Here is a 22,040-nt window from a genome sequence, read left to right as displayed (position 1 = left end):
ACAATGCGCCCCCTATGACCGTCATCGAACTCATCGAACAGATGAGCGCCCGCCTCGACCAGGCGGGCGTTTCGTTTGGGCATGGCACCACGAACGCCTTCGACGAGGCGGCCTGGCTGGTGCTGTGGTCGCTCGGGCATCCGCTGGACTGCCTGGACACCGTGGCCGAGCAGGCCGTCACCGACACGCAGGCCGAGGCCGCCCGCGCCCTGGTGCAGCGGCGCATCGACACGCGCGAGCCCGCGGCCTACCTCACCGGCGAAGCGTGGCTGCAGGGCGTGCCGTTCACGGTGGACCGGCGCGTCATCGTGCCGCGCAGCCTGATCGCCGAGTGCATCGCCGATGCCACCATCGACCCTTGGCTGAACGCCCACACGCGCCGCGTGCTCGACCTGTGCACCGGCAACGGCAGCCTGGCGGTGCTGGCGGCACTGGCCTGGCCGGACGTGGACGTGACCGCGGCGGACCTGTCCGCCGACGCGCTGGCCGTGGCCCGGCTGAACGTGGCACGGCACGGCCTGGGCGACCGCATCCGCCTGCGCGAGGGGGATGGCCTCGGCGCGGTGGATGGCGACCCGGCCTTCGACCTGATCCTGTGCAACCCGCCCTACGTCAATGCGGCGTCCATGGCCGCCCTGCCACCCGAGTACCGCGCCGAGCCGGCCCTGGCGCTGGCCGGTGGCGAGGACGGCATGGACTTCGTGCGCGGCCTGCTGCATGACGCGCCGGGCCACCTGTCCCGCGACGGCGTCCTGGTGCTCGAGATCGGCCACGAGCGGCCGCACTTCGAGGCGGCCTTCCCGACGCTCGAGGTGGTGTGGCTGCCCACCAGTGCGGGCGACGACCAGGTGCTGCTCGTCGCGCGCGAGGCCCTGGTGGCGGCGCTGGCCGCCGCGGAAGGGGGGGACGCATGATCTCGCTGCGCCAGGTCACCCTGCGCCGCGGCACCAAGGTCGTGCTCGACGCCGCCTCGGTGACGCTCAACCCGGGCGAGAAGGTGGGCCTGGTCGGGCGCAACGGCGCCGGCAAGTCCACGCTCTTCGCGCTGCTCGCCGGCCGCCTGCAGGCCGACGGGGGCGACTTCGACATGCCGCCGCGCTGGCGGCTGGGCGAGGTGGCTCAGCAGATGCCGGAGACGGCCGAGCCCGCCACCGAATTCGTGCTGCAGGGCGACACGCGGCTGGTGGAAGCGCAGGCGGAACTCGCCGCCGCCGAGGCCGCCGACGACGGTGAAGCCATGGCCCACGCGCATGTGGCGCTCGAGGAAGCCGGCGCGTTCGACGCCCGGGCGCGCGCGCAGACGCTGCTGCTCGGCCTGGGCTTCACCCGCGAACAGCTCGATGCGCCGGTGAACAGCTTTTCCGGCGGCTGGCGCATGCGGCTGCAGCTGGCCCGGGCGCTGATGTGCCCGGCCGACCTGCTGCTGCTCGACGAGCCCACCAACCACCTCGACCTCGACGCCCTGGTCTGGCTGGAAGGCTGGCTGCAGCGCTACGCCGGCACCCTGCTGGTCATCAGCCACGACCGCGAGTTCCTGGACGCCATCACCGGCGTCACGCTGCACCTGGACGACGCCAAGCTCACCCGCTACGGCGGCAACTACACCGCGTTCGAGGAGATGCGCGCCGAGCGGCTGTCGCAGCAGGCGTCTGCCTATGCCCGGCAGCAGGAGCGCATCGCCCACCTGCAGCGCTTCATCGACCGCTTCAAGGCCAAGGCCACCAAGGCCAAGCAGGCGCAAAGCCGCGTGAAGGCGCTGGACCGCATGGAGCGGCTCGCACCGGTGCTCACCGCCAGCGACTTCAGCTTCGAGTTCCGCGAGCCGACCAACCTGCCCAACCCAATGCTCGCGCTGCGCGACATGGATGTCGGCTACCTGCCCCCGGACGCCCCGCCGAAGGTCATCGTGCATGGCATCAGCCGCACGGTGCTGGCCGGCCAGCGCATCGGCATCCTGGGTGCCAACGGCCAGGGCAAGTCCACCTTCGTGAAGACGATCGCCCGCGAGCAGCGGCCGCTGGCCGGCACGGTGACCGAGGGCAAGGGCCTGGCCATCGGCTACTTCGCCCAGCAGGAGATGGACCTGCTGCATGCCGACGACACGCCGCTGCAGCACATGGTGCGGCTGGCGCGCACCGTGGGGCCCGACGCCCGCGAGCAGGAGCTGCGCGACTTCCTCGGACAGTTCCGCTTCGTCGGCGACATGGTCAACCAGGCCGTGGGCACGCTGTCCGGCGGCGAGAAGGCCCGCCTGGTGCTCGGCTCCCTGGTGTGGCAGCGCCCCAACCTGCTGCTGCTGGACGAGCCGACCAACCACCTCGACCTGAACACCCGCGAGGCGCTGTCCATGGCGCTCAACGAGTTCGAGGGCACGGTGATGCTGGTGAGCCACGACCGTGCGCTGCTGCGCGAGGTGTGCGACGAGTTCTGGCTGGTGGCCGACGGGGCGCTGGCGCCCTTCGACGGCGACCTGGACGACTACCAGCGCTGGCTGCTGGAGCGCAGCCGCGAGGCCGCACGCGCGCTCAACGCCAAGGCGCCCGTGGCGGCCGCGGCCCCGGCGCCCGTCGCTGCCGCCAGGCAGGCTGCCGGCGCGGCACCCGTGCCGGCACCGGCCCCGGGCCCCAAGGCCGTCGCGCCATCCGGCCGCGACGACCGCAAGGCAGCGGCCCAGGCGCGGGCACGTCTGGCCGAGCTGACCCGACCTCTGCGCAACGAGCTGGCGCAGATCGACAAGCGCCTGGACAAGCTGGGCGGCGAGAAGACCGAGGTGGAGTCGCAGCTCGCCTCGCCCGGGCTCGCCGGCGAGCAGTTCGCCGAACTCGGCCGCCGTCTGGCCCATGTGCAGGCCGAGCTGGCCATGCTGGAAGAGCGCTGGCTGGAACTGCACACGGAGCTGGAGGCCATCGCCGCTCGCGAGGGCGCGGGCTGACACCCCGGCGCGGCGGGCACGCCCTCAGCGGTCGCTGGGGGCGCGGCTCAACGCGTTGTTCTCGCGCACCAGCACCTGCAGCAGCCGCATGAACTCGGCCTGTTCCGCCGGCGGCAGGGGCGCCAGGATGCGCGACTGCGTGCGCCGCATGGCGGGCACCACGTCGGCCAGCAGCGCCTCACCGTCCTCGGTGAGCGAGAGCCGGCGCACACGCCGGTCGGATGGGTCGACCTGCCGGGCCACGGCGCCTCGCCCCTCCAGGCGGTCGATCACGCCCGCGATGGTGGAGGTGTCGAAGCCCAGCGTGCGCGCCAGGCTGCGCTGGTCCACGCCCGGCTCGTTGGCCAGCGCCTGCAGCACGGCGAACTGCACCGGGGTCACGCCATGCGAGTGCGCCTCCTGCAGGAAGATGGCCACCGCGATCTGCTGCAGCCGCCGGATGGCATTGCCCGGCAGTTCGTCGATGTCGATGCGTGCGCTCGGCGTGGCGGCCTGCGCCAGGGTGTCGTCCATGGCGGCTCAGTAGTGCGGCGGCAGCTCGTCGCGCAAGCTGCGCACGGTGCCGGCGCTGTCGGTCGGCAGCTGCTGGCGCAGGTGGCCCACCTCCCGCAGCAGGCCGTCGATGAGCTGCTGCTGGCGCACGAGGGCGGCGTTCAGGTGGTCGATCAGGTCCTCGGCGTAGCTGGCCTTGATCTCCAGGTCGGTGAGGCGGCGTTCGGTGTCGTCATCCATGCCGCTATTGGACCCCATCCGGGCGATCCGGGCATGGCGCGGTCACGGCATGTAAAGCCGGGCCCACCGTGTCAGCCGGGCACCGCGCCCAGCCGTTGGCAGGCCTTCTGTTGTACCGAAACGGAGTTCCCATGGACTCGAACCGTCGCTCCCGGCTGGGCCGGGTGGCGCTGCTCTCGGCCGCCCTGGCCGCCGCCGGCCTCAGCGCCGGCTGCATCGTCGTGCCCGCACGTGGCTACCACGCACGCGCCGCCGTCGTCGCCCCCGCGCCTGCCCCCCAGTACGAGGTGGTCGGCGTCGCGCCCTTCCCCGGTGCCGTCTGGATCAGCGGCTACTGGGGCTGGCACGGCGGCCGCCGGCACTGGAACCCCGGCCGCTGGGACGCACCGCGCCGCGGCGGGCCGAGGTACGAGCCGCAGATGTGACCCGGCGGCCCAGCCGGCGCGTCAGATGCGCTCGAACACCGCCGCGATGCCCTGGCCGCCGCCAATGCACATGGTGACCAGGGCGTAGCGGCCGCCGGTGCGCTGCAGCTCGTACAGCGCCTTGGTGGCGATGACGGCCCCCGAGGCGCCGATGGGGTGGCCCAGGGCGATGGCGCCGCCGTTGGGGTTGGTCTTGGCCATGTCGAGCTCCAGCCCGCGCGCCACCGCGATGGCCTGGGCGGCAAAGGCCTCGTTGCTCTCCACCACGTCGATCTGGTCCATGCGCAGGCCCGCCTTCTTCAGCGCCAGCTTCGACGCCGGGATGGGGCCTTCGCCCATGATCTCGTTGGGCACGCCCGCCACGGCGTAGCTGGCCAGCCGGGCGATCGGCCGGTGGCCCGCGGCGGCGGCCACCGCCGCATCGGCCAGCACGAAGAACGCCGCGCCGTCGTTGATGCCCGAGGCGTTGCCGGCGGTCACCGAACCGTCCTTCTTGAACGCCGGCTTGAGCTTGGCGAGCGACTCCAGCGTGGTGCCGGCCTTCACGTGCTCGTCGGTGTCGAACACCACCTCGCCCTTGCGGGTCTGCTTCACCACCGGCACGATCTGGCTCTTGAAGCGGCCCTCCGCCATGGCGGCAGCGGCGCGCCGGTGGGATTCCACCGCCAGCGCGTCCTGGTCTTCGCGGGAGATGCCCCACTTGGTCACCAGGTTCTCGGCGGTGATGCCCATGTGGCCGACGCCGAAGGGGTCGGTGAGCGTGGCCACCATCATGTCGACGAGCTTGGTGTCGCCCATGCGCGCGCCGGTGCGCATGGCGGGGCTGAGGTAGCCGCCCCGGCTCATCACCTCCGCGCCGCCGCCCACGCCGTAGTCGCAATCGCCCAGCAGGATGTTCTGGGCGGTGGTCACGATGCCTTGCAGGCCCGAGGAGCACAGGCGGTTGACCGCCATCGCCACCGAGTCCATGGGCAGGCCGGCCTGGATGGAGGCCACGCGCGCCACGTAGGCGAAGCGGCTTTCGGTGGGAATGGTGTTGCCCACCGTCACGTAGTTGATCGCCTTGGGGTCGACGCCGGAGCGCTCGACCGCGGCCTTCATCACCTGGCCGGCCAGCTCGGCCGGCTCCATGTCGGCCAGGGCGCCACCGAACGTGCCCACCGCGGAACGCACCGCCGACAGCACCACCACATCACGCTTGCTCATGCGCATCTCCAGCAAAGAGGTTCAACCCGCCAATCATGCGCCAGGGCGGGCCACTTGCGGTAGCCCAGCCTTACGCAGGATCACTTACGCGAGATGACGCACGCGCGCGGCCCCAGGCAGGCCGCGCGCATCCCGGCTACAATGCCGAATCTGCCTCGCTTTGCTCACTGGCGCGGCAACCGACGCGACGCGCCGGCGCCGGCTTCGACGATGGCACCCTGCAGGTGCCCCCCTTCAGAAGCCCGGCGTGCCGGGCGGGTTCCCAGCCCGCACCGATCGCTGCCCTGTCCCGCGTCTTCCCGCGGCGAGCCCCACGGCCTCCTGCCGGCCCCCCTTGTGGGATGTTGCCGGGCCTGGCAGGCCACCCTTGTTGTTCCGGCATTGCGCCGGCCTTAGCCCATGTCGCCGTTGCAGGCGCAGGGCCCGATCACCTGTCGTCGGCCGCATCGGCCGGCGTCCACCATGACCACCACCCGCGAAAAGACGTTCTCGGTGGGCAAGTACCTTGTCTCACCCCTCACCCGGCCCGACGGCGCCGGCCGGTTCACCGCCTCGGTTTCCATCCGGAGCGGCTCCGGCACCGGCACGCATGACCGGCTGTTCCGCTTCATCGGCGACTTTCCCACCCGGAAGGCCGCTTGCCGCTATGCCAGCGAACAGGGCGCACTCATGCTGCACCATGCCCTGCCGATGGCCTGATCCACTCCCATATCGTCATCCCCCAAGGAGTCCATTTGTCCAAGGAAGAACTGATCGAGATGCGCGGCCTCGTCGAGGACGTGCTGCCTGACTCTCGCTACCGCGTGGTGCTCGAGAACGGCCACACGCTGGTCGCCTACACCGCCGGCAAGATGCGCAAGAACCACATCCGCATCCTGGCGGGCGACCGCGTGTCGCTGGAGCTCTCGCCCTACGACCTCAGCAAAGGCCGGATCGTGTTCCGCCACCTGGAGCCCCGCAGCGGCGGCGCCCCCGGCGGCGCGCCGCGCCGCCGCTGACGCCAGCGGGTTCAGGCCGGCACGGCGCCGGCCTGCAGCAGGTGCCGGCCCAGGGCCTCGGCCACCTCGATGCCATCCACACCGGCGGACATGATGCCGCCGGCGTAACCCGCGCCCTCGCCGGCGGGGTACAGGCCCTTGACGTTCACGCACTGGTAGTCCGGCCCGCGCGGGATGCGCAGCGGCGACGACGTGCGCGTCTCCACGCCCGTGAGCACCGCGTCGGCCATCGAGAAGCCCCGGATCTGGCGCTCGAAGGCCGGCAACGCCTCCCGGATGGCCTCCAGCACGTACGGGGGCAGGCTTTCCCGGCCGGGCTCGTTCAGGTCGGTCAGGTGCACCCCCGGCTTGTACGAGGGCAGCACGGTGCCGAAGTCCCGGGTCACCGCCGCGCCGTGCCGGCCGGCGATGAAATCGCCCACCAGCTGCCCCGGCGCCCGGTAACCCCCCCCGCCCAGCTCATACGCGCGTGACTCCCAGACGCGCTGGAAGGCCATGCCGTCCAGCGGCGACACGGGGCCGCTGCCGCCGGCGTCCTGCCGGTAGTCGTCGGGCGAGATGCCCACGACGATGCCGGCGTTGGCATTGCGCTCGTTGCGCGAGTACTGGCTCATGCCGTTGGTGACCACGCGCTCGGGCTCCGAGGTGGCAGCCACCACCGTCCCGCCGGGGCACATGCAGAAGCTGTAGACCGAGCGGCCGTTCTTCGCGTGGTGCACCAGCTTGTAGTCGGCCGCGCCCAGCAGCGGGTGGCCGGCGTGGGCGCCGAAGCGGGCGCGGTCGATCACCCCTTGCGGGTGCTCGATGCGAAAGCCCACGGAGAACGGCTTCGCCAGCATCGCCACGCCGCGGCCGTGCAGCATGGTGAAGGTGTCGCGCGCGCTGTGGCCCAGCGCCAGCACGACATGGTCGGTGTCGATCTGCGTGCCGTCGGCCAGGGTCACGCCCCGCACCTGGCCCGCCTCGATGTGCAGGTCCGTCACCTTCTGCTGGAAGCGGATCTCGCCGCCCAGCGATTCGATGTCGGCCCGGATCTTCTCGACCATGCTCACGAGCCGGAAGGTGCCGATGTGCGGCTTGCTGACGTAGAGGATCTCCTCCGGCGCCCCCGCCTTCACGAACTCCGTGAGCACCTTGCGCGTGAGGTGGCGCGGGTCGCTGATCTGGCTCCAGAGCTTGCCGTCGCTGAAGGTGCCAGCCCCGCCCTCGCCGAACTGCACGTTCGACTCCGGGTGGAGCACGCCCTTGCGCCACAGCCCCCAGGTGTCCTGGGTGCGCTCGCGCACGGTCTTGCCACGCTCCAGGACGATGGGGCGCAGGCCCATCTGTGCCAGCACCAGCGCCGCAAAGATGCCGCAGGGGCCGAAGCCGATGACCACCGGCCGTGGCCGCCCGCTGCCGTAGAAGCCGGCCGGCGCCTCGCCCACCAGCCGGTAGCGCGTGTCCGGGCTCGGCCGGACGTGGGCGTCGCCCGCGTGGCGCGCCAGCAGCGCCGCCTCGTCCACGCCGTCCGCCAGGCGGCAGTCGACGGTGTAGATGAGCACGATCGCCGTCTTCTTGCGCGCGTCGTAGGCGCGGCGGAAGACGGTGAACTCCGCCAGCTCGTGCTCAGGCAGGCCCAGCCGCTGCACCACCGCGGCCCGCAGGGCGGCCTCGGGATGGTCCAGCGGCAGCCGCAGTTCGGTGATCCGGATCATCCGCGGGCGCAGAGGGGCTCGGTGGGCGGCAGGGCGAACGGCAGGTCAGCCGCCCTTGTGCGGACGCTTGCCGGGGTTCTTCTTGTGGTGCGTGTGGGCACCCCGCTCCCGGCTGACCTGCTGGCCACGGCCGGGGGTGTAGTGCGTGCCGGTGGCGGCAGGCGAACGGGGGGTGGCGCGGCGGTCGGCCTCGGTGACGATCTTGTTGCCCATGCGTATCTCCAGGGGGTTGAGGGGAACGAAACCCCCGATTATCGACGCTGCGGCGCGGGCGGGCGGGTGATCACGAGGCCGAGCGCCGCCAGGGTGGCGAATCCGGCCCCCGCCAGGAAGGTGGCGGGCGCACCGGCGCCCTGCCAGAGCGCGCCCGCCACGACGCTGGCGGCGAGCATGGCCAGCCCGCTGGCCAGGTGGAACAGGCCGAAGGCGGTGCCGCGCAGGTGCTCGGGCGCCTCGTCGGCCACGCGGGCCGCCAGCAGACCCTGCGTCATGCCCATGTGTACGCCCCAGAGGGCCACCCCGGCCAGCAGCGCGGCCCATCCGGTGGCCGCCGCGAGCACCAGGTCGGCCACCACCAGCACACCCAGGCCGGCCAGCAGCAGGCCGCCCTGGCCGCCGTGGCCGATGCGGTCGGCCAGGCGCCCCACCGGGTAGGCCGTGGCGGCATAGACCACGTTCATCGCCACCATCACCAGCGGCACCCAGGTGGCCGCCACGCCGAGCTGCTGCGCCCGCAGCACCAGGAAGGCCTCGCTGAAGCGGGCGAGCGTGAAGACGCCGCCCACGGCCACCACCACCCAGTAGCCGCGCCCGAGCTGGCCGAGCGCCTCGCGCCGGATGGGATTCACCGGCACACGCGACGTGCGGCGCGCCGGCTCACGCACCCCCACCGCCAGCAGCAGCACCGCCAGCACGCCCGGCAGCACCGCCACCCAGAAGACGGCCCGGATGTCCTGCGACCAGAGCAGCATGAGCGCGGTCGCGACCAGCGGCCCCAGGAAGGCGCCCACCGTGTCCAGCGACTGCCGCAGGCCGAAGGCGGCGCCGCGGGCGCCCGGCGGGGCCAGGTCGGCCAGCAGGGCGTCGCGTGGTGCGCCGCGGATGCCCTTCCCGATGCGGTCCACCACCCGCGCCGCCACCACGACGCCGGCCACCTGCGCGAGCGCGAACGCCGGCTTGCTGGCCGCGCCCAGGGCGTAGCCCAGCACCGCCAGGCCCTTGCGGCGGCCCAGCCAGTCGCTCAGCATGCCGGAGAACACCTTGGTGACGAGTGCGGTCGCCTCGGCGACGCCTTCGATGACGCCGAGGGCGAACACGCTCACGCCCAGCGAGCCGACCAGGAACAGCGGCAACAGGCTGTGGACCATCTCGGACGAGACGTCCATCAGCAGGCTCACGCCACCCAGCACCCACACGGCCGTGGGCAGGCGAGGCGGTGGCGGCGCGCCGTCGCGCGGGTCGTGTCGCATGCGGCCATTGTGGCCGCCGGGCACGCCGCCGGTCAGATCAGCGCGACGGGGTCCAGCCGGCGATGCGGCGCGTCCACCAGGTCGCGCCGGGCCCATCCGCGACCCGCCACGACGGGGTACTCGGCGGCATAGCAGCCATCGGCCGAGACGATCTCCAGGTACACGTGCGCCGAGGCACCGCGGTGGGCCGGCCGTTCGCACACGTAGGCGAACAGGGCCTCGGGCCGGCGCTGCGCCAGCAGGCGACCGAACACCGCATGCCGGCGCAGCGGGTCGGCCAGCGCCAGCGCGTCGTCCACGCCCTGGCTGGCCGGCGGGATCCAGTCCGTGCCGAGCAGCTCGCCGGGCACGCACGGGTCCATCTCGATGCCGTAGATCTGGCCCGGGTTGCTCATCCCGCGTCGCACGGCCGTGCGCAGCGGGTCGAACAGCGCACGGAACGCCGCGTTGATGTCGGCGGATTCCATGTAGCGGTGCAGGCGCCCATGGGCAGGCTGGGGCGGCAGCCAGCGGGCGGCGTTCATGGCGGGTTCCATGGCGCCGTCTTCGGCCGATCCGCCCCGGTGTTGAGCGTTCGCGTTGCGATTGGCAACCAATCCGCCACCGCGGCCACGGACGCCGGCCTCGGAACGCCGCTTGCCGCGGCCGCCACCATGGTCGCCTCCTCCCGCTCCGCGGCGCCCGCGCCGGTGCCCCGCCTGCCGTTCCCGGCCGCCGCGGGGGTGCTCTTCGGCATCGGCCTGGGCGGGTTCTTCGACGGCATCGTGCTGCACCAGCTGCTGCAGTGGCACCACATGCTCACGAGCGCCGGCTACCCGGCCGACTCGGTGCGCAACCTGGAGATCAACACCCTGGCCGACGGCCTGTTCCACAGCGCCACCTACGTCTGCGTCGCCGCCGGCCTGGTGCTGCTGTGGCGACGCGCCCATGGCCGGCACCTGTGGTGGTCCACCCGGCTGCTAGCCGGCACCATGCTGGTGGGCTTCGGCGGCTTCAACGTCGTGGAAGGCCTGGTCAACCACCAACTGCTGGGGCTGCACCACGTGAACGAGACGGTGCCGCGCGAGCAGTGGGTGTGGTGGGACATGGGCTTCCTGCTCTGGGGAGCCGCCATGGCCGCAGCCGGCGCCTGGCTGTGGCGCAGTGCACCGCCTCCCGGCGGAGAAAGGTCGACGCCATGAACCCCTGCGCCCGCGCCTCGCGCCACGCCTGGCTGCCGTCCCTGCTGGCGGTGCTGATGGCCGTCACGCCGACCACGCCCCAGCTGTGCCCGCAGGACAAGACGCCGATGACCGCCACCGGGAACACCCGGCAGGAAAACGGCAAGACGCTCGCGGAGTACAAGTGCGAGCAGGGCCACCTCTACTGGGTGGCCGTGGACTGAGCCCTGGGGGCTACTGCTGCTGGCGCATGCGCGCCTCGTCGTCGTGCATGTGCTTGAGGAAGTAGCGCGCGTAGTAGCCGGCCATGCCGAGCGTGAACACGATGACGGCCAGGCTGAGCAGGCCGACGTCACTGGTGAAGAGTTCCTTCAGGGCGGTCATGTCATCTCCTTCGTTGGAGGGGGTTGCCGGCGTCGATTGGACGCCCGCCCGATGGGGGAGTTTCTGACGCACCTCAACCGTCCCGCGCTGCCATGCCACGCTGCCACGGCTGACACGCCTGGCACGCCGCCGTGACGCCTGCGCACCGCGTGGTGCGGTCTGCCCCCGGCGTGGCCCGTGCCCCGCCGCACGCGCGCGGCGGGCATGCAACTTGATACCTGTCAGGGTATGGAACACACCACCACCCTGCCGCTGCCACCTGCCGGCTCCACCCCGGACGACCCGGACCGACGCCGCTGGCTGGCGGCCACCGGCGCGGCCAGCGCCGTGGCGGCCACGGCCACCGCGATTCCGCTCGTGTCGTCCTTCGCCCCCAGCGAACGGGCCCGCGCCATGGGCGCCGCTGTCGAGGTGGACATCTCCGACCTGCCGCCCGGCGGCATGAAGACGGTGGAGTGGCGCGGCAAGCCGGTCTGGATCCTGCGCCGCACCCCCGAGATGCTCGCCGCGCTCAAGGGCCACGAGGGCCAGCTCGCTGACCCGGAGTCCGCCAAGGACCAGCAGCCCGAGGCGGCACGCAATGCGACGCGCTCGCTGCGCCCGGAGGTGTTCGTGGCCATCGGCATCTGCACCCACCTGGGCTGCTCGCCCACGGTGCTGCCGGCGGGCACGCCCAACCCGAGTGTGGGCAGCGACTGGCCGGGCGGGTTCTTCTGCCCGTGCCACGGCTCCACCTTCGACCTCGCCGGCCGCGTGTTCAGGAACAAGCCCGCGCCCACGAACCTCGAGATCCCGCCCCACGCCTACCTGGCCGACCAGCGCCTGCGCATCGGCGACGCGTCATGAACAGCACCCCCACCTCCTCCTTTGCCGCCACCGTGGACGGCGCCGCGCCAGCCACCGACCAGCCGCACACCGAGTGGCTCTACCAGGCGCAGAAGAAGATCTACGCACGCTCGGTCACGGGCCGCTTCGTCAACTGGCGCTGGGCCCTGGTGTTGCTCACCCAGATCGTGTTCTACGGCCTGCCCTGGCTGCAGTGGAACGACCGGCAGATGTTGCTGTTCGACCTGGGCACCCGGCGCTTCTACATCTTCGGCCTGGTCTTCTACCCGCAGGACTTCATCTACCTCACGGCGCTGCTGCTCGTCTCGGCCTACGCCCTGTTCCTGTTCACCGCCGTGGCCGGCCGGTTGTGGTGCGGCTATGCCTGCCCGCAGACGGTGTACACCGAGATCTTCATGTGGGTGGAGAGCAAGATCGAGGGCGACCGCGCGAAGCGCATGAAGCTCGACGCCGGTCCCTGGACCGCCGAGCGGCTCTGGCGCAAGACCGCCAAGCAGGCGGCCTGGGTCGGCATCGCCCTGTGGACCGGCTTCACCTTCGTCGGCTACTTCACGCCCATCCGCACGCTGGCCCATGAGGCGGCCACGCTGGGCTTCGGGCCGTGGGAATGGTTCTGGATCCTGTTCTACGGCTTCGCCACCTGGGGCAACGCCGGCTACATGCGCGAGCAGGTCTGCAAGTACATGTGCCCGTATGCGCGCTTCCAGAGCGCCATGTTCGACCACGACACGCTGATCATCAGCTACGACACCCAGCGCGGTGAGCCGCGCGGTTCACGCTCGAAGAAGGCCGACCCGAAGGCGCTGGGCCTGGGCGCGTGCGTGGACTGCGGCCTGTGCGTGCAGGTCTGCCCCACCGGCATCGACATCCGCCAGGGCCTGCAGTACGAATGCATCGGCTGCGCCGCCTGCATCGACGTGTGCGACGGCGTCATGGACAAGATGGGCTACGCCCGCGGCCTGGTGCGCTACGACACCCAGAACGGCCTGCGCGAGCAGCTCACCCGGGCGCAGCTGCTACGGCGCGTGCTGCGGCCGCGCGTGCTGGTGTACACGGCCGTGCTGGCGCTGATCGTCACCGGCGTGGGCGTGAGCATTGCGCTGCGCACGCCGTTCAAGGTGGACGTGGTGCGCGACCGCGCCTCGCTGGCTCGCATCGTGGACGACGGCATGGTGGAGAACGTCTATCGCCTCCAGGTCATGAACGCCACCGAGACCAGCCAGTCGTACACCGTGACGGCGGACGGCCTGCAGGGCCTGGCGCTGGACGCGCCGGTGCTGTTCACGCTCGGCCCGGCCGACGCCCGTTGGGTGACGCTGGCGCTGCGGGTGCCGCCGGACACCGCCGCCACCCTGCCCCCCGGGGCGCACGAGATCCACTTCACCATCGAGCGGGTGGGAACTGGCGGCGACGCGGGCCGGCAGCTCAGGGAGAAGTCCACCTTCGTGCTGCCGCGCTGAGCAAGCGGTGGGCGCATGGCTTGCCACGCCGGCCCTGCACCCACCCTCATCTGCCATGACAGCCCACGCCCCGCCCCCCGCCCCCGCGCCCGCGCCCGCGCCCGCGCCCGCGCCCGCGCCCGCCCCCGGCCCCGCGCCCGCCGTGCCCTCCGACCCCGAACCGCGGCCCGCGCAGGAAGACGACATCCCGCAGGACGACCAGGGCACGCCCGGCTGATCCCACGAACGCAGCCGGCCCGCGCGCGGCCGCTGGCCATAATCCCCCGCCATTGGATGGGGGATTCATGCTGGCGAAGACCAATGCGGTGCTCGGTGAGGGAATGGCGCGCCTGGGTGCGCTGCTGGCGTCGGCCGGGCGGCGGATGGCGCCCGTGGGGCGTGCGGTCTTCGGCCAATGGTCGCCCCCGGCGTGGCTGCGTGCCGGCGGCCCCGCGGCCGCACGCGCCGGTGCCTGGCTACAGGCCCATGCACTCTGGGCCTTGCTCGGCGCCCTGCTCGTGGCGGCCCTCGTGTGGCAGGCCCCCACCATCGCGCAACGCTGGCGCGCCTGGGCGCCGGCCTGGCTGAACGTCGGGCTGCTGGGCGACGACCTGGGGGCGGCCACCGTCACCACCCGGCTCGACGCGCCCGGCGCACCCGACTACGCCAACGACGGCGGGCCCCGGCCGCTGGTCGTGCGCTTCTCCGCGCCGGCAGCGCCCCCGCTGCGCGTCGGCAAGGAGCCCACCGACGTGACGCTCTCGCCGCCGGTCGCCGGCCGCTGGCAATGGGTGGATGCCACCACGCTGCGCTTCGAGCCGCAGGCCCACTGGCCGGTGGGCCAGGCCTACGAGCTGGAGATCGGCCGCAAGGCGCTGGCGCCGCACGTGGCGCTCAAGGAGCGCGAGCTGGAGTTCACGGCCGCGGGCTTCGAGGCGCGCCTGGCGGCGGCCGAGTTCTACCAGGACCCCGTGCAGCCGAACGTGCGCCGCGTCGTGCTCACGCTCGACTTCAACCACCCGGTGGACCCCAAGACGCTGGAGCCGCGCATCAGCCTGGACGACGGCAGCCGTCGCCCGTTCAGCGTGAGCTACGACAAGCACAAGCTGCAGGCCGTCGTCCAGTCGGAGCCGCTGCCCATTCCCGAACAATCGATGGCCATGCAGGTGCGCGTGGACAAGGGCGTCGCGGCGCAGCGCGGCGGCCCGGGCACGCCCGAGCCCCTGGCGCGCGCGGTGGAGGTGCCGGGCCTGTACAGCCTGGCCGTCACGGAGATCGCCACGGCGGTGGTGAGCAACGATGCCGGCGACCCGGAGCACGTGCTGAACGTCAGCGCGAGCATGGCCGTGCACGAGCGCGAGTTCGCCCGCACCGTGCAGGCGTGGATGCTGCCCGTGTCCGACAAGGACGGCGGCGAGCCCTTCGCCTGGACGGACCCGAGCGAGGTGACGCCCGCCGTGCTCAAGCGCGCCAAGGCCATGAAGCTCGAGGCCATCCCCGCCGAGCGCGAGGCCAGCGAATCCGCCAGCTTCCGCCTGCGGGATGCCGAAGGCGGCCGCTTCCTCTATGTGCGCGTGGCCAAGGGCATGAAGTCGCCCGGCGGCTACCTGCTGGCCGCGGAGCGCACGGACATCGTGCAGGTCAAGGCCTTCGCGCCCGAGCTGTCCATCATGAGCAAGGGCTCCCTGCTCGCGCTGTCGGGCGAGAAGAAGCTGCCGCTGCTCGTGCGCGACCTGCCCGGCGTGGAAGTGGAGATCGCCCGCGTGCTGCCGCAGCAGTTGCACCTGCTGGCCACCCAGGCCGACGGCAGCATGAGCCAGCCGCAGTTCTGGGGCCGGCTGAAGGACGAGCACCTGGCCGAGCGCTTCGAGCGGCGCATTCCGCTCAAGCTCAAGCCCGGCCGATCGCACCACGAGACCATCGATTTCGCCGAGTACCTGCATGCCGGGGCCGAGCGCCGCGGCGTGTTCCTGCTCAAGGCCCGTGGCTGGGACCCGGCCAGCGCCTCCCCCGCGGCGCCCGCCGAGCCGGGCGAGTACGACGGCGGCGAGGACGGCGAGGACGCCGGCGACGGCTGCTGCCCCGGCTGCTGCGAGGGCGACGGCGAGGCGCCGCTCGACCCGTCCCAGGTGAGCGACCAGCGCCTGGTGATCGTGACCGACCTCGGCCTCATCACCAAGCGCGCGGCCGACGGCGCGCGCGACGTCTTCGTGCAGTCCATCGCCACCGGCCAGCCCGTGGCCGGCGCCCGCGTGGAGGTGTGGGGCCGCAACGGCCTGGTGCTGGCCGGTGCCACCACCGACGCCACCGGCCGCGCCTCGGTGGGCAACCTCAACGGTTTCACCCGCGAGAAGGCGCCCGTGCTGCTGCTGGCCCGCAAGGACAGCGACCTGAGCTTCCTGCCGCTGGCCGGCTTCGGCGCCGCAGCCAGCCTGGGCCGCGACCGCACCCTGGACATGTCGCGCTTCGACGTGGGCGGGCTGCGCACCACCGGCGTGCCCAACCAGATGACCGCGTTCCTCTTCAGCGACCGCGGCATCTACCGGCCGGGCGACACCTTCCACATCGGCATCGCGGTGAAGGCCGCCCAGTGGTCCACCTCGCTGAAGGACCTGCCGGTGGAAGCCGAGATCACCGACGCCCGCGGCCTGTCCGTGCGGCGCGAGCTGCTGCGCCTGGGCCCGTCCGGCACCGCCGAGCTGAGCCACGCCACGCAGGACAGCTCGCCCACCGGCAGCTGGACGGTCACGCTCAGCCTGCCGCGCCAGGCCAGCCCCGGCGCCCCCGAGGTGCCGGCGCGCCTGATCGGCAGCACCACCGTGAAGGTGCAGGAGTTCCTGCCCGACCGCATGAAGGCCGCCGCCCGGCTGTCGCGCGAATCCGCCGACGGCTGGGTGACGCCACAGGACCTGGCGGTGCGGGTGGACGTGCAGAACCTGTTCGGCACGCCCGCGCCCGACCGCCGCGTGGAAAGCCGCCTCACGCTGACGCCGGCCTTCCCGCGCTTCCGCCGCTGGCCCGAGCACGTGTTCCACGACCCCAGCACGCAGCGCCGAAGCCATGTGGACGACCTGGGCGCGGTGCAGACCGACGCCCAGGGCCACGCCGAGGTCGACCTGCGGTTGTCGCGCTTCGAGGCGGCCACCTACCAGGCCCATGTGCTGGTGAAGGCCTTCGAGCCCGAGGGCGGCCGCAGCGTGGCGGCCGAGGCGCAGAGCCTGGTGAGCGACCAGCCCTGGCTGGTGGGCATCAAGGCGCCGGACAGCCTGGACTACGTGGCGCGTGGTGCGGCCCGCGAGGTGCACCTCGTGGCCATCGACCCGCAGGCCAATGCCGTGGCCGTGGACGCGCTGAAGCTCGCCCGCGTGGAGCGCAAGGTGGTGTCCGTGCTGGTCAAGCAGGGCAACGGCCTGTACCGCTACGAGTCGCGCGCCAAGGACGTGGTGCTGGACGAGCAGCCGCTCAAGCTGGCCGCCGGCGGGCAGAAGGTGGCGCTGGCCACCGGCATGCCGGGCAACTTCGCGCTCGAGGTGCGCGCCGGCGACGGCCGCGTGCTCAACCGCGTGGCCTACAGCGTGGCGGGGGCCGCCAACCTGAGCCGCAGCCTGGACCGCAACGCCGAGCTGCAGATCAAGCTCAACAAGAAGAGCTACGAGCCGGGCGAGGAGATCGAGCTGGCGATCCAGGCACCCTACACCGGCGCGGGGCTGGTCACCATCGAGCGCGACAAGGTCTACGCCCACGCCTGGTTCAAGGCCGACAAGACCGCCAGCGTGCAGCGCATCACCCTGCCGCGTGACTTCGAGGGCAACGGCTACATCAACGTGCAGTTCATGCGCGACCCCGCGTCCGACGAGATCTACACCAGCCCGCTGAGCCATGGCGCGGTGCCCTTCGCCACCGGGCTGGACCGGCGCACCGCGCGCCTGCGGCTGGAGGCGCCCGCGCGGGTGAAGCCCGGCGAGGCACTGAAGATGACGCTGCACAGCGACCGGCCCACGCGCGCCTGGGTGTTCGCGGTGGACGAGGGCATCCTGCAGGTGGCGCGCCACGGCACGCCGGACCCGCTGAAGCACTTCTTCCAGAAGCGCGCGCTCGAGGTGAGCACGCTGCAGACGCTGGACCTGGTGCTGCCCGAGTTCCGCAAGCTGCTGCAGACGGCCGCCGCGCCGGGCGGCGACGGCGAGGGCGAAGCCGGCAAGCACCTCAATCCCTTCAAGCGCAAGCGCGACAAGCCGGTGGCGTGGTGGTCCGGCCTGGTGGACGTGCAGGGCGACAAGACCTTCAGCTACACCCTGCCCGACCACTTCAACGGCAGCGTGCGCGTGATGGCCGTGGCGGTCAGCGACGAGGCCGTGGGCGCCGTCACCCAGCAGACCACCGTGCGCGGCGACATCGTGCTGCTGCCCACCGTGCCCACCTCGCTCGCCCCGGGTGACACGGTGGACATCGGCCTGGGCGTGGCCAACCAGGTCGCCGGCTCCGGCGCCCACGCACCCATCCGGGTGCAGCTGGCCGTCGGCAAGGGCCTGGAGGTGGTGGGCGACGCGGTGCAGACCGTCAAGGCCAGCGAGAAGAGCGAAGGCAGCACCGTGTTCCGCGTGCGTGCCAAGGCCGGCGCCCAGGCGGTGCTGGGCTCGGCCAGCGTGGCCTTCACCGCCACGCACGGCAAGGCCAGCGCGCGGCTGTCCACCGACCTCAGCGTGCGCCCGGCCTCGGCCTTCGTCACCCGCGTGCAGAGCGGCACCGCCGTGGGCGCGGGTGAACTCACCGGTCGGCTCGACGCCTACCCCGAGTTCGCGCGCAGCGAGCTCTCGGTGTCCGCCACGCCGTGGGCTTTCGCGTCCGGACTGGTGCGCTACCTGGAGACCTTCCCCTACGGCTGCACCGAGCAGCTCGCCAGCCAGACGCTGCCGGCCATCGTGCTGGCGGGCCAGCCGGATCTGGCGCGGGAGATGGCCAAGGCGCGCGGGGTCACGGGCGACAAGCCGTTCAGTCCGCGCGCCGCGCTGGACCGCACGCTCACCCAGCTGCGCGCGCGCCAGGGCGGCGACGGTGGCATCGCCGCCTGGCCAGGCGGCCCGTCGGACGACTTCGCCACCGCCTATGCGCTGCAGCTGCTGCTGGAAGCGCGCGACCGCCAGCTGGCCGTACCGTCGGACATGGTGACGAAGGCCGCCACCTGGCTGCAGCAGCGCCTGGCCACCACGGACACCTCGCTCACCGGCTGGCGCCAGCGCGCCTTCATGGCCTGGCTGCTCACCCGCCAGGGCGTGCCGGTACCGGCGGCGGTGGCCAACCTGCGCGAGGCCGCCAGGAAGCTGCCGCCCCGGTCGGCCAGCGGTGGCCCGGGCTGGGACACGGACCTGGGCTCCGCCTACCTGGCCGCCACGCTGCAGATGCAGAAGCAGGACGTCGCCGCGCGCGAGCTGATCCAGCCGGTGTGGGCCGACTACCTGCAGCGCGTGAAGGCCAACCAGGCGCGCACCGTGTGGGACAGCTACTACGACCCCCTGGTGCATGACAGCACCCTGCTGATGCTCGTCGCGCGGCACTTCCCCACCCTGCTCGCCGCCCTGCCGGCCGAGAGCTGGAACCGCCTGGCCGGCCAGATCGGCCAGGGCTGGTACAGCACGCAGTCGTCGGCCAGCACCCTGCTGGCGGTGGATGCCTACGCGCGCGCCGCCGCGCAGGCGGCCACACGGGCGGGCCAGGTCACCGCGTCGGCCGTGCCAGCCAGTGGCCCCGCACAGCCGCTGGCCTTGACCGGTGAGCTGCGCGTGCTGGCCCAGGTCGCCGTGCCGCCCGGCACCGCCAGGCTGCGCCTGGCCAACCCCGGCGAGCTGCCCGTGTTCTACGCCTGGGCGGAAAGCGGCTACGAGCGCAGCGTGCCGCCGGCCGCCGAGACGCATGGCCTGGAAATCACCCAGACCATCCTGGACGAGAAGGGCGTGGCCATCAGCCAGGCCCGCCTGGGCCAGGAGGTGACGGTGAAGCTCACGGTGCGCGCGCTGGACCGCGACGCCGTGCGCCAGGTGGCGCTGGCCAGCGTGCTGCCCAGCGGCCTGGAGCCCGTGCTGCAGGCCGTGTCCACCGAGCAGGACGACGAGCGCCCGACCGGCCTGCGCCGCGTGGGTGGCCGCGGCACCTGGCCGCTGCAGTACACCGACGTGCGCGAGGACCGGGTGATCTTCTTCGGTGACGTGGGCCGCCGCACGCTGGAGGTGAGCTACCAGGCCCGCGCCACCAACGTGGGCCAGTTCGCGCTGCCCGCGGCGTTCGGCGAGGCGCTGTACGAGCGCCGCATCAACGGCCGCTCGGAAGCCGGCAGCTTCACGGTGGCACCGGTGGGCAAGTGAGCAGGACGCGGTGGCGGCGTGCCGCAGCGGCCGCGGGGCTCGCCGCCCTGGGGCTGCTGGCGCTGCGCGTGCTGCCGCATGCGTCCCTGCGTGAGCAGGTGGACACCTCCACCGCGGTGGTGGACCGCCACGGCGCGCTGCTGCGCCTGACGCTGGCCGCCGACCAGCAGTACCGCCTGTGGGTGCCGCTGCAAGACATCCCGCCCGCCATGGTGCAGGCCACGCTGCTGTACGAGGACCGTGCCTTCTGGTGGCACCCGGGCATCAACCCGGCGGCGCTGGTGCGCAGCGCCTGGCAGATGGCCCAAGGCGGCCGGCGCCAGGGGGGCTCCACGCTCACGATGCAGCTGGCCCGGCGCCTGTACGGCCTGGACAGCCGCCACCCGGCCGGCAAGCTGCAGCAGATGGCCGCGGCGCTGTGGCTGGAGGCGCGGCACGGCAAGCGCGAGATCCTGGAGGCTTACCTCAACACCGCGCCCTACGGCGGCAACATCGAGGGTGTGGGGGCGGCCAGCCTCGTGTACTTCCAGCACGGCGCCGCCACGCTGGCGCTGCCCGAGGCGCTGGCGCTCGCGGTGATCCCCCAGAACCCGGCCCAACGCACGCCCCGTGCCGGGGGCCCGCCCGAGTTGGAAGCCGCACGCCACCGCCTGTGGGCCGCCTGGCGCGACGCGCATCCCGGCGCGCTCACCGAGGCCACGCTGCCGCCGCTGCCCGCGCGTGGCCGTGCGCAACTGCCTTTCGCCGCCCCGCACGCCACCGACATGCTGCTGCGCCAGGCCGCCGCCACCCCGTGGCAGGCGGGGGCCGCCGCGCCGCGGGCGACGCTGCACACGACGCTGGACCTGCGCATGCAACGCACCCTCGAGCGCGTGACTGCCGATTACCTCGCCACCCGCGCCGGCCTGGGCCTGCGCAACGCCAGTGCCCTGCTGCTGGATGCGGCCACCATGGAGGTGCGCGCCGTCGTCGGCTCGGCCAACTACCACGACGCCGCCATCGAGGGCCAGGTGAACGGCACGCTGGGCAAGCGCTCGCCCGGCTCCACGCTCAAGCCCTTCATCTACGCCCTGGCGCTGGACCAGGGCCTGCTGCACCCGCGCACGCTGCTGAAGGACGCGCCCACCGCCTTCGGCCCCTTCACCCCCGAGAACTTCGACGGCCAGTTCATGGGCCCGGTGGCCGCGCAGGACGCGCTCACCCGCAGCCGCAACGTGCCGGCGGTGGCCGTGGCCGCGCGGCTGAGCCAGCCGGGCCTGTACCAGTTCCTGCAGCGCGCCGGGGTGTCACGCCTGCGCAGCGAAGCCCACTACGGCCTGGCGCTGGTGCTGGGCGGCGGCGAGGTCACGCCGGAGGAGCTGGCGCGCCTGTACGCGGTGCTGGCCAATGGCGGCACGCTGCGGCCGCTGGCCTACACCCGCGCCGACGCCGAGGCACACGCCGCCGAGGCCCACGCCGCCAAGGCCGCCGGCCAGGCCCCGGCTCGCCTGCTCAGCCCCGAGGCCGCCTTCATCACGCTGGACATGCTGCGCCAGACACCGCGCCCCGACACCGGCGCGCCGGCCCAGCCGCCCATCGCGTGGAAGACGGGCACCTCCTGGGGCTTCCGCGATGCGTGGACGGCGGGCGTCTTCGGCCGCCATGTGCTGGTGGTGTGGGTGGGCAGCTTCGACGGCGAGGGCAACCCGGCCTACATCGGCCTGGAAGCCGCGGCCCCGCTGTTCCTGCGCATGGTGGACGCGCTGCGGGCCCAGGGGCTGGACCCGGGCGAGGTGGCCGGCGCCCTGCCCGCCGACCTGCGCCGCGTGGAGGTGTGTGCCACCACCGGCGGCCCGCCCGACGCGCTGTGCCCGGCACGCACCACCACCTGGTTCATCGCGGGCAAGTCGCCGCTGGGGCCCACGCCCACCTCGCTCTCGCCGGGCGGCGGCCACCGCGCCGTGTGGGTGGATGGGCGCACCGGCCAGCCGCTGTGCGGCCCCGATGCCGCGCGCCAGCCCCATGCCCGCCAGGTGGTGGTCGAGTCCTGGGGCAGCGACATGCAGCGCCTGTTCCGCCAGGCCGGCCTCCCGCGGCGCCAGCTGGCGGGCGACTGCGCCGGCCCGGGTGACGCCGCCGCAGCGGAGGCACCCACCATCGTGTCGCCCCTGCGTGGCGTGCGCTACCTGCTCGACCCGCGCCGCAGCGAGCCGCTGGCCCTGCGTGCCGAGGCCAGCCAGGGCGTGAAGACGCTGCACTGGTTCGCCGACGACGGCCTGCTGGGCCGCAGCGCCCCCGGCGAGCCCCTGGCCTGGCGCCCGCCGCGCCCCGGCCGCTACCAGCTGCGCGTGGTGGACGACCAGGGCCGGGCCGACGTGCGCGAGCTGCTGGTGGACGTGCCCTGATGCGTGAGG

Annotated in this window: 20 protein-coding genes; 12 read left to right on the top strand and 8 right to left on the bottom strand. The window is 73.0% G+C overall.

The features are described from left to right. The first annotated feature begins 14 nt into the window (after nt 1-14). Nucleotides 15-914, top strand: a complete 900-nt coding sequence (prmB, locus tag ACE3UN_RS05375) for a 50S ribosomal protein L3 N(5)-glutamine methyltransferase (RefSeq protein WP_374673887.1) — start codon at nt 15-17, stop codon at nt 912-914. Further along, on the top strand, nt 911-2,932 hold the full coding sequence (locus tag ACE3UN_RS05370) for an ABC-F family ATP-binding cassette domain-containing protein (RefSeq protein WP_374673886.1): 2,022 nt from the start codon (nt 911-913) through the stop codon (nt 2,930-2,932). The genes prmB and ACE3UN_RS05370 overlap by 4 nt, the downstream gene beginning before the upstream one ends. A gap of 24 nt (nt 2,933-2,956) precedes the next feature. Here the strand turns inward: ACE3UN_RS05370 and ACE3UN_RS05365 are convergent, their stop codons facing one another. Both ACE3UN_RS05365 and ACE3UN_RS05360 read right to left on the bottom strand, forming a co-directional pair. After that, nucleotides 2,957-3,445 (bottom strand): MarR family winged helix-turn-helix transcriptional regulator, encoded by a 489-nt coding sequence (locus ACE3UN_RS05365; protein ID WP_374673885.1) that lies wholly within the window; start codon nt 3,443-3,445, stop codon nt 2,957-2,959. Between the two features lie 6 nt (nt 3,446-3,451). Then, entirely contained in the window at nt 3,452-3,664 is a 213-nt protein-coding gene (locus tag ACE3UN_RS05360) for a SlyX family protein (RefSeq protein ID WP_374673884.1), read from the bottom strand. A 131-nt stretch (nt 3,665-3,795) separates the two neighbouring features. On the opposite strand from ACE3UN_RS05360, the gene ACE3UN_RS05355 reads away from it, so the two are divergent. Beyond that, nucleotides 3,796-4,089: a hypothetical protein gene (locus tag ACE3UN_RS05355; protein ID WP_374673883.1), complete on the top strand. Its 294-nt coding sequence runs from the start codon at nt 3,796-3,798 to the stop codon at nt 4,087-4,089. Between the two features lie 21 nt (nt 4,090-4,110). Here the strand turns inward: ACE3UN_RS05355 and ACE3UN_RS05350 are convergent, their stop codons facing one another. After that, entirely contained in the window at nt 4,111-5,295 is a 1,185-nt protein-coding gene (locus tag ACE3UN_RS05350; protein ID WP_374673882.1) for an acetyl-CoA C-acyltransferase family protein, read from the bottom strand. Between the two features lie 462 nt (nt 5,296-5,757). Here ACE3UN_RS05350 and ACE3UN_RS05345 point away from each other — a divergent pair, with 462 nt between their 5' ends. Both ACE3UN_RS05345 and infA read left to right on the top strand, forming a co-directional pair. Next, nucleotides 5,758-5,994 (top strand): hypothetical protein, encoded by a 237-nt coding sequence (locus ACE3UN_RS05345; RefSeq protein ID WP_374673881.1) that lies wholly within the window; start codon nt 5,758-5,760, stop codon nt 5,992-5,994. Between the two features lie 35 nt (nt 5,995-6,029). Beyond that, entirely contained in the window at nt 6,030-6,293 is a 264-nt protein-coding gene (gene infA / locus ACE3UN_RS05340; RefSeq protein WP_374673880.1) for a translation initiation factor IF-1, read from the top strand. Between the two features lie 11 nt (nt 6,294-6,304). On the opposite strand, the gene ACE3UN_RS05335 is transcribed toward infA, so the two are convergent. The 4 genes from ACE3UN_RS05335 to ACE3UN_RS05320 are packed head-to-tail and all read right to left on the bottom strand — an operon-like array spanning nt 6,305 to nt 9,995. Beyond that, nucleotides 6,305-7,990, bottom strand: a complete 1,686-nt coding sequence (locus ACE3UN_RS05335) for an NAD(P)/FAD-dependent oxidoreductase (protein ID WP_374673879.1) — start codon at nt 7,988-7,990, stop codon at nt 6,305-6,307. Nucleotides 7,991-8,035: 45 nt separating this feature from the next. Beyond that, the gene (locus ACE3UN_RS05330; RefSeq protein WP_374673878.1) at nt 8,036-8,203 is read right to left on the bottom strand and encodes a hypothetical protein; all 168 of its coding nucleotides are present in this window, start codon (nt 8,201-8,203) and stop codon (nt 8,036-8,038) included. A gap of 38 nt (nt 8,204-8,241) precedes the next feature. Next, a complete protein-coding gene (locus tag ACE3UN_RS05325) occupies nt 8,242-9,459 on the bottom strand; it encodes an MFS transporter (RefSeq protein WP_374673877.1) in 1,218 nt (405 codons plus the stop codon). A gap of 32 nt (nt 9,460-9,491) precedes the next feature. After that, nucleotides 9,492-9,995 (bottom strand): hypothetical protein, encoded by a 504-nt coding sequence (locus tag ACE3UN_RS05320; RefSeq protein ID WP_374673876.1) that lies wholly within the window; start codon nt 9,993-9,995, stop codon nt 9,492-9,494. Nucleotides 9,996-10,112: 117 nt separating this feature from the next. Between ACE3UN_RS05320 and ACE3UN_RS05315 the strand changes: the two genes are divergently transcribed. Continuing rightward, on the top strand, nt 10,113-10,640 hold the full coding sequence (locus ACE3UN_RS05315) for a DUF2243 domain-containing protein (protein WP_374673875.1): 528 nt from the start codon (nt 10,113-10,115) through the stop codon (nt 10,638-10,640). Next, nucleotides 10,637-10,843: a hypothetical protein gene (locus ACE3UN_RS05310; RefSeq protein WP_374673874.1), complete on the top strand. Its 207-nt coding sequence runs from the start codon at nt 10,637-10,639 to the stop codon at nt 10,841-10,843. The genes ACE3UN_RS05315 and ACE3UN_RS05310 overlap by 4 nt, the downstream gene beginning before the upstream one ends. 10 nt (nt 10,844-10,853) lie before the next feature. Here ACE3UN_RS05310 and ACE3UN_RS05305 read toward each other — a convergent pair whose 3' ends face one another. Continuing rightward, nucleotides 10,854-11,003: a DUF3149 domain-containing protein gene (locus ACE3UN_RS05305; protein ID WP_374673873.1), complete on the bottom strand. Its 150-nt coding sequence runs from the start codon at nt 11,001-11,003 to the stop codon at nt 10,854-10,856. A gap of 228 nt (nt 11,004-11,231) precedes the next feature. On the opposite strand from ACE3UN_RS05305, the gene petA reads away from it, so the two are divergent. The 5 genes from petA (at nt 11,232) to pbpC (ending at nt 22,031) form a co-directional block, all read left to right on the top strand. Then, nucleotides 11,232-11,849 (top strand): ubiquinol-cytochrome c reductase iron-sulfur subunit, encoded by a 618-nt coding sequence (petA, locus tag ACE3UN_RS05300; RefSeq protein ID WP_374673872.1) that lies wholly within the window; start codon nt 11,232-11,234, stop codon nt 11,847-11,849. Beyond that, nucleotides 11,846-13,309: a cytochrome c oxidase accessory protein CcoG gene (gene ccoG, locus ACE3UN_RS05295; protein WP_374673871.1), complete on the top strand. Its 1,464-nt coding sequence runs from the start codon at nt 11,846-11,848 to the stop codon at nt 13,307-13,309. The genes petA and ccoG overlap by 4 nt, the downstream gene beginning before the upstream one ends. 55 nt (nt 13,310-13,364) lie before the next feature. Then, a complete protein-coding gene (locus tag ACE3UN_RS05290) occupies nt 13,365-13,526 on the top strand; it encodes a hypothetical protein (protein WP_374673870.1) in 162 nt (53 codons plus the stop codon). 67 nt (nt 13,527-13,593) lie between these two features. Beyond that, entirely contained in the window at nt 13,594-19,647 is a 6,054-nt protein-coding gene (locus ACE3UN_RS05285) for an alpha-2-macroglobulin (protein ID WP_374673869.1), read from the top strand. After that, complete coding sequence (pbpC, locus tag ACE3UN_RS05280) at nt 19,644-22,031, top strand: penicillin-binding protein 1C (protein ID WP_374673868.1); 2,388 nt, start codon at nt 19,644-19,646, stop codon at nt 22,029-22,031. The genes ACE3UN_RS05285 and pbpC overlap by 4 nt, the downstream gene beginning before the upstream one ends. Nucleotides 22,032-22,040: the final 9 nt, after the last annotated feature.

The organism is Ideonella sp. (genome assembly GCF_041918995.1).
In the GTDB taxonomy this organism is placed as follows: domain Bacteria; phylum Pseudomonadota; class Gammaproteobacteria; order Burkholderiales; family Burkholderiaceae_C; genus Ideonella.
Note: the sequence above shows the minus strand (reverse complement) of the source record. Positions and strands in the feature narration are given on the sequence as shown.

What these genes read in the sequence shown, in the direction of transcription:
- prmB (WP_374673887.1), top strand. Translation starts at nt 15, where the DNA reads ATGACCGTCATCGAACTCATCGAACAGATGAGCGCCCGCCTCGACCAG.
- ACE3UN_RS05370 (WP_374673886.1), top strand. Translation starts at nt 911, where the DNA reads ATGATCTCGCTGCGCCAGGTCACCCTGCGCCGCGGCACCAAGGTCGTG.
- ACE3UN_RS05365 (WP_374673885.1), bottom strand. Translation starts at nt 3,445, where the DNA reads ATGGACGACACCCTGGCGCAGGCCGCCACGCCGAGCGCACGCATCGAC.
- ACE3UN_RS05360 (WP_374673884.1), bottom strand. Translation starts at nt 3,664, where the DNA reads ATGGATGACGACACCGAACGCCGCCTCACCGACCTGGAGATCAAGGCC.
- ACE3UN_RS05355 (WP_374673883.1), top strand. Translation starts at nt 3,796, where the DNA reads ATGGACTCGAACCGTCGCTCCCGGCTGGGCCGGGTGGCGCTGCTCTCG.
- ACE3UN_RS05350 (WP_374673882.1), bottom strand. Translation starts at nt 5,295, where the DNA reads ATGAGCAAGCGTGATGTGGTGGTGCTGTCGGCGGTGCGTTCCGCGGTG.
- ACE3UN_RS05345 (WP_374673881.1), top strand. Translation starts at nt 5,758, where the DNA reads ATGACCACCACCCGCGAAAAGACGTTCTCGGTGGGCAAGTACCTTGTC.
- ACE3UN_RS05335 (WP_374673879.1), bottom strand. Translation starts at nt 7,990, where the DNA reads ATGATCCGGATCACCGAACTGCGGCTGCCGCTGGACCATCCCGAGGCC.
- ACE3UN_RS05330 (WP_374673878.1), bottom strand. Translation starts at nt 8,203, where the DNA reads ATGGGCAACAAGATCGTCACCGAGGCCGACCGCCGCGCCACCCCCCGT.
- ACE3UN_RS05325 (WP_374673877.1), bottom strand. Translation starts at nt 9,459, where the DNA reads ATGCGACACGACCCGCGCGACGGCGCGCCGCCACCGCCTCGCCTGCCC.
- ACE3UN_RS05320 (WP_374673876.1), bottom strand. Translation starts at nt 9,995, where the DNA reads ATGGAACCCGCCATGAACGCCGCCCGCTGGCTGCCGCCCCAGCCTGCC.
- ACE3UN_RS05315 (WP_374673875.1), top strand. Translation starts at nt 10,113, where the DNA reads ATGGTCGCCTCCTCCCGCTCCGCGGCGCCCGCGCCGGTGCCCCGCCTG.
- ACE3UN_RS05310 (WP_374673874.1), top strand. Translation starts at nt 10,637, where the DNA reads ATGAACCCCTGCGCCCGCGCCTCGCGCCACGCCTGGCTGCCGTCCCTG.
- ACE3UN_RS05305 (WP_374673873.1), bottom strand. Translation starts at nt 11,003, where the DNA reads ATGACCGCCCTGAAGGAACTCTTCACCAGTGACGTCGGCCTGCTCAGC.
- petA (WP_374673872.1), top strand. Translation starts at nt 11,232, where the DNA reads ATGGAACACACCACCACCCTGCCGCTGCCACCTGCCGGCTCCACCCCG.
- ccoG (WP_374673871.1), top strand. Translation starts at nt 11,846, where the DNA reads ATGAACAGCACCCCCACCTCCTCCTTTGCCGCCACCGTGGACGGCGCC.
- ACE3UN_RS05290 (WP_374673870.1), top strand. Translation starts at nt 13,365, where the DNA reads ATGACAGCCCACGCCCCGCCCCCCGCCCCCGCGCCCGCGCCCGCGCCC.
- ACE3UN_RS05285 (WP_374673869.1), top strand. Translation starts at nt 13,594, where the DNA reads ATGCTGGCGAAGACCAATGCGGTGCTCGGTGAGGGAATGGCGCGCCTG.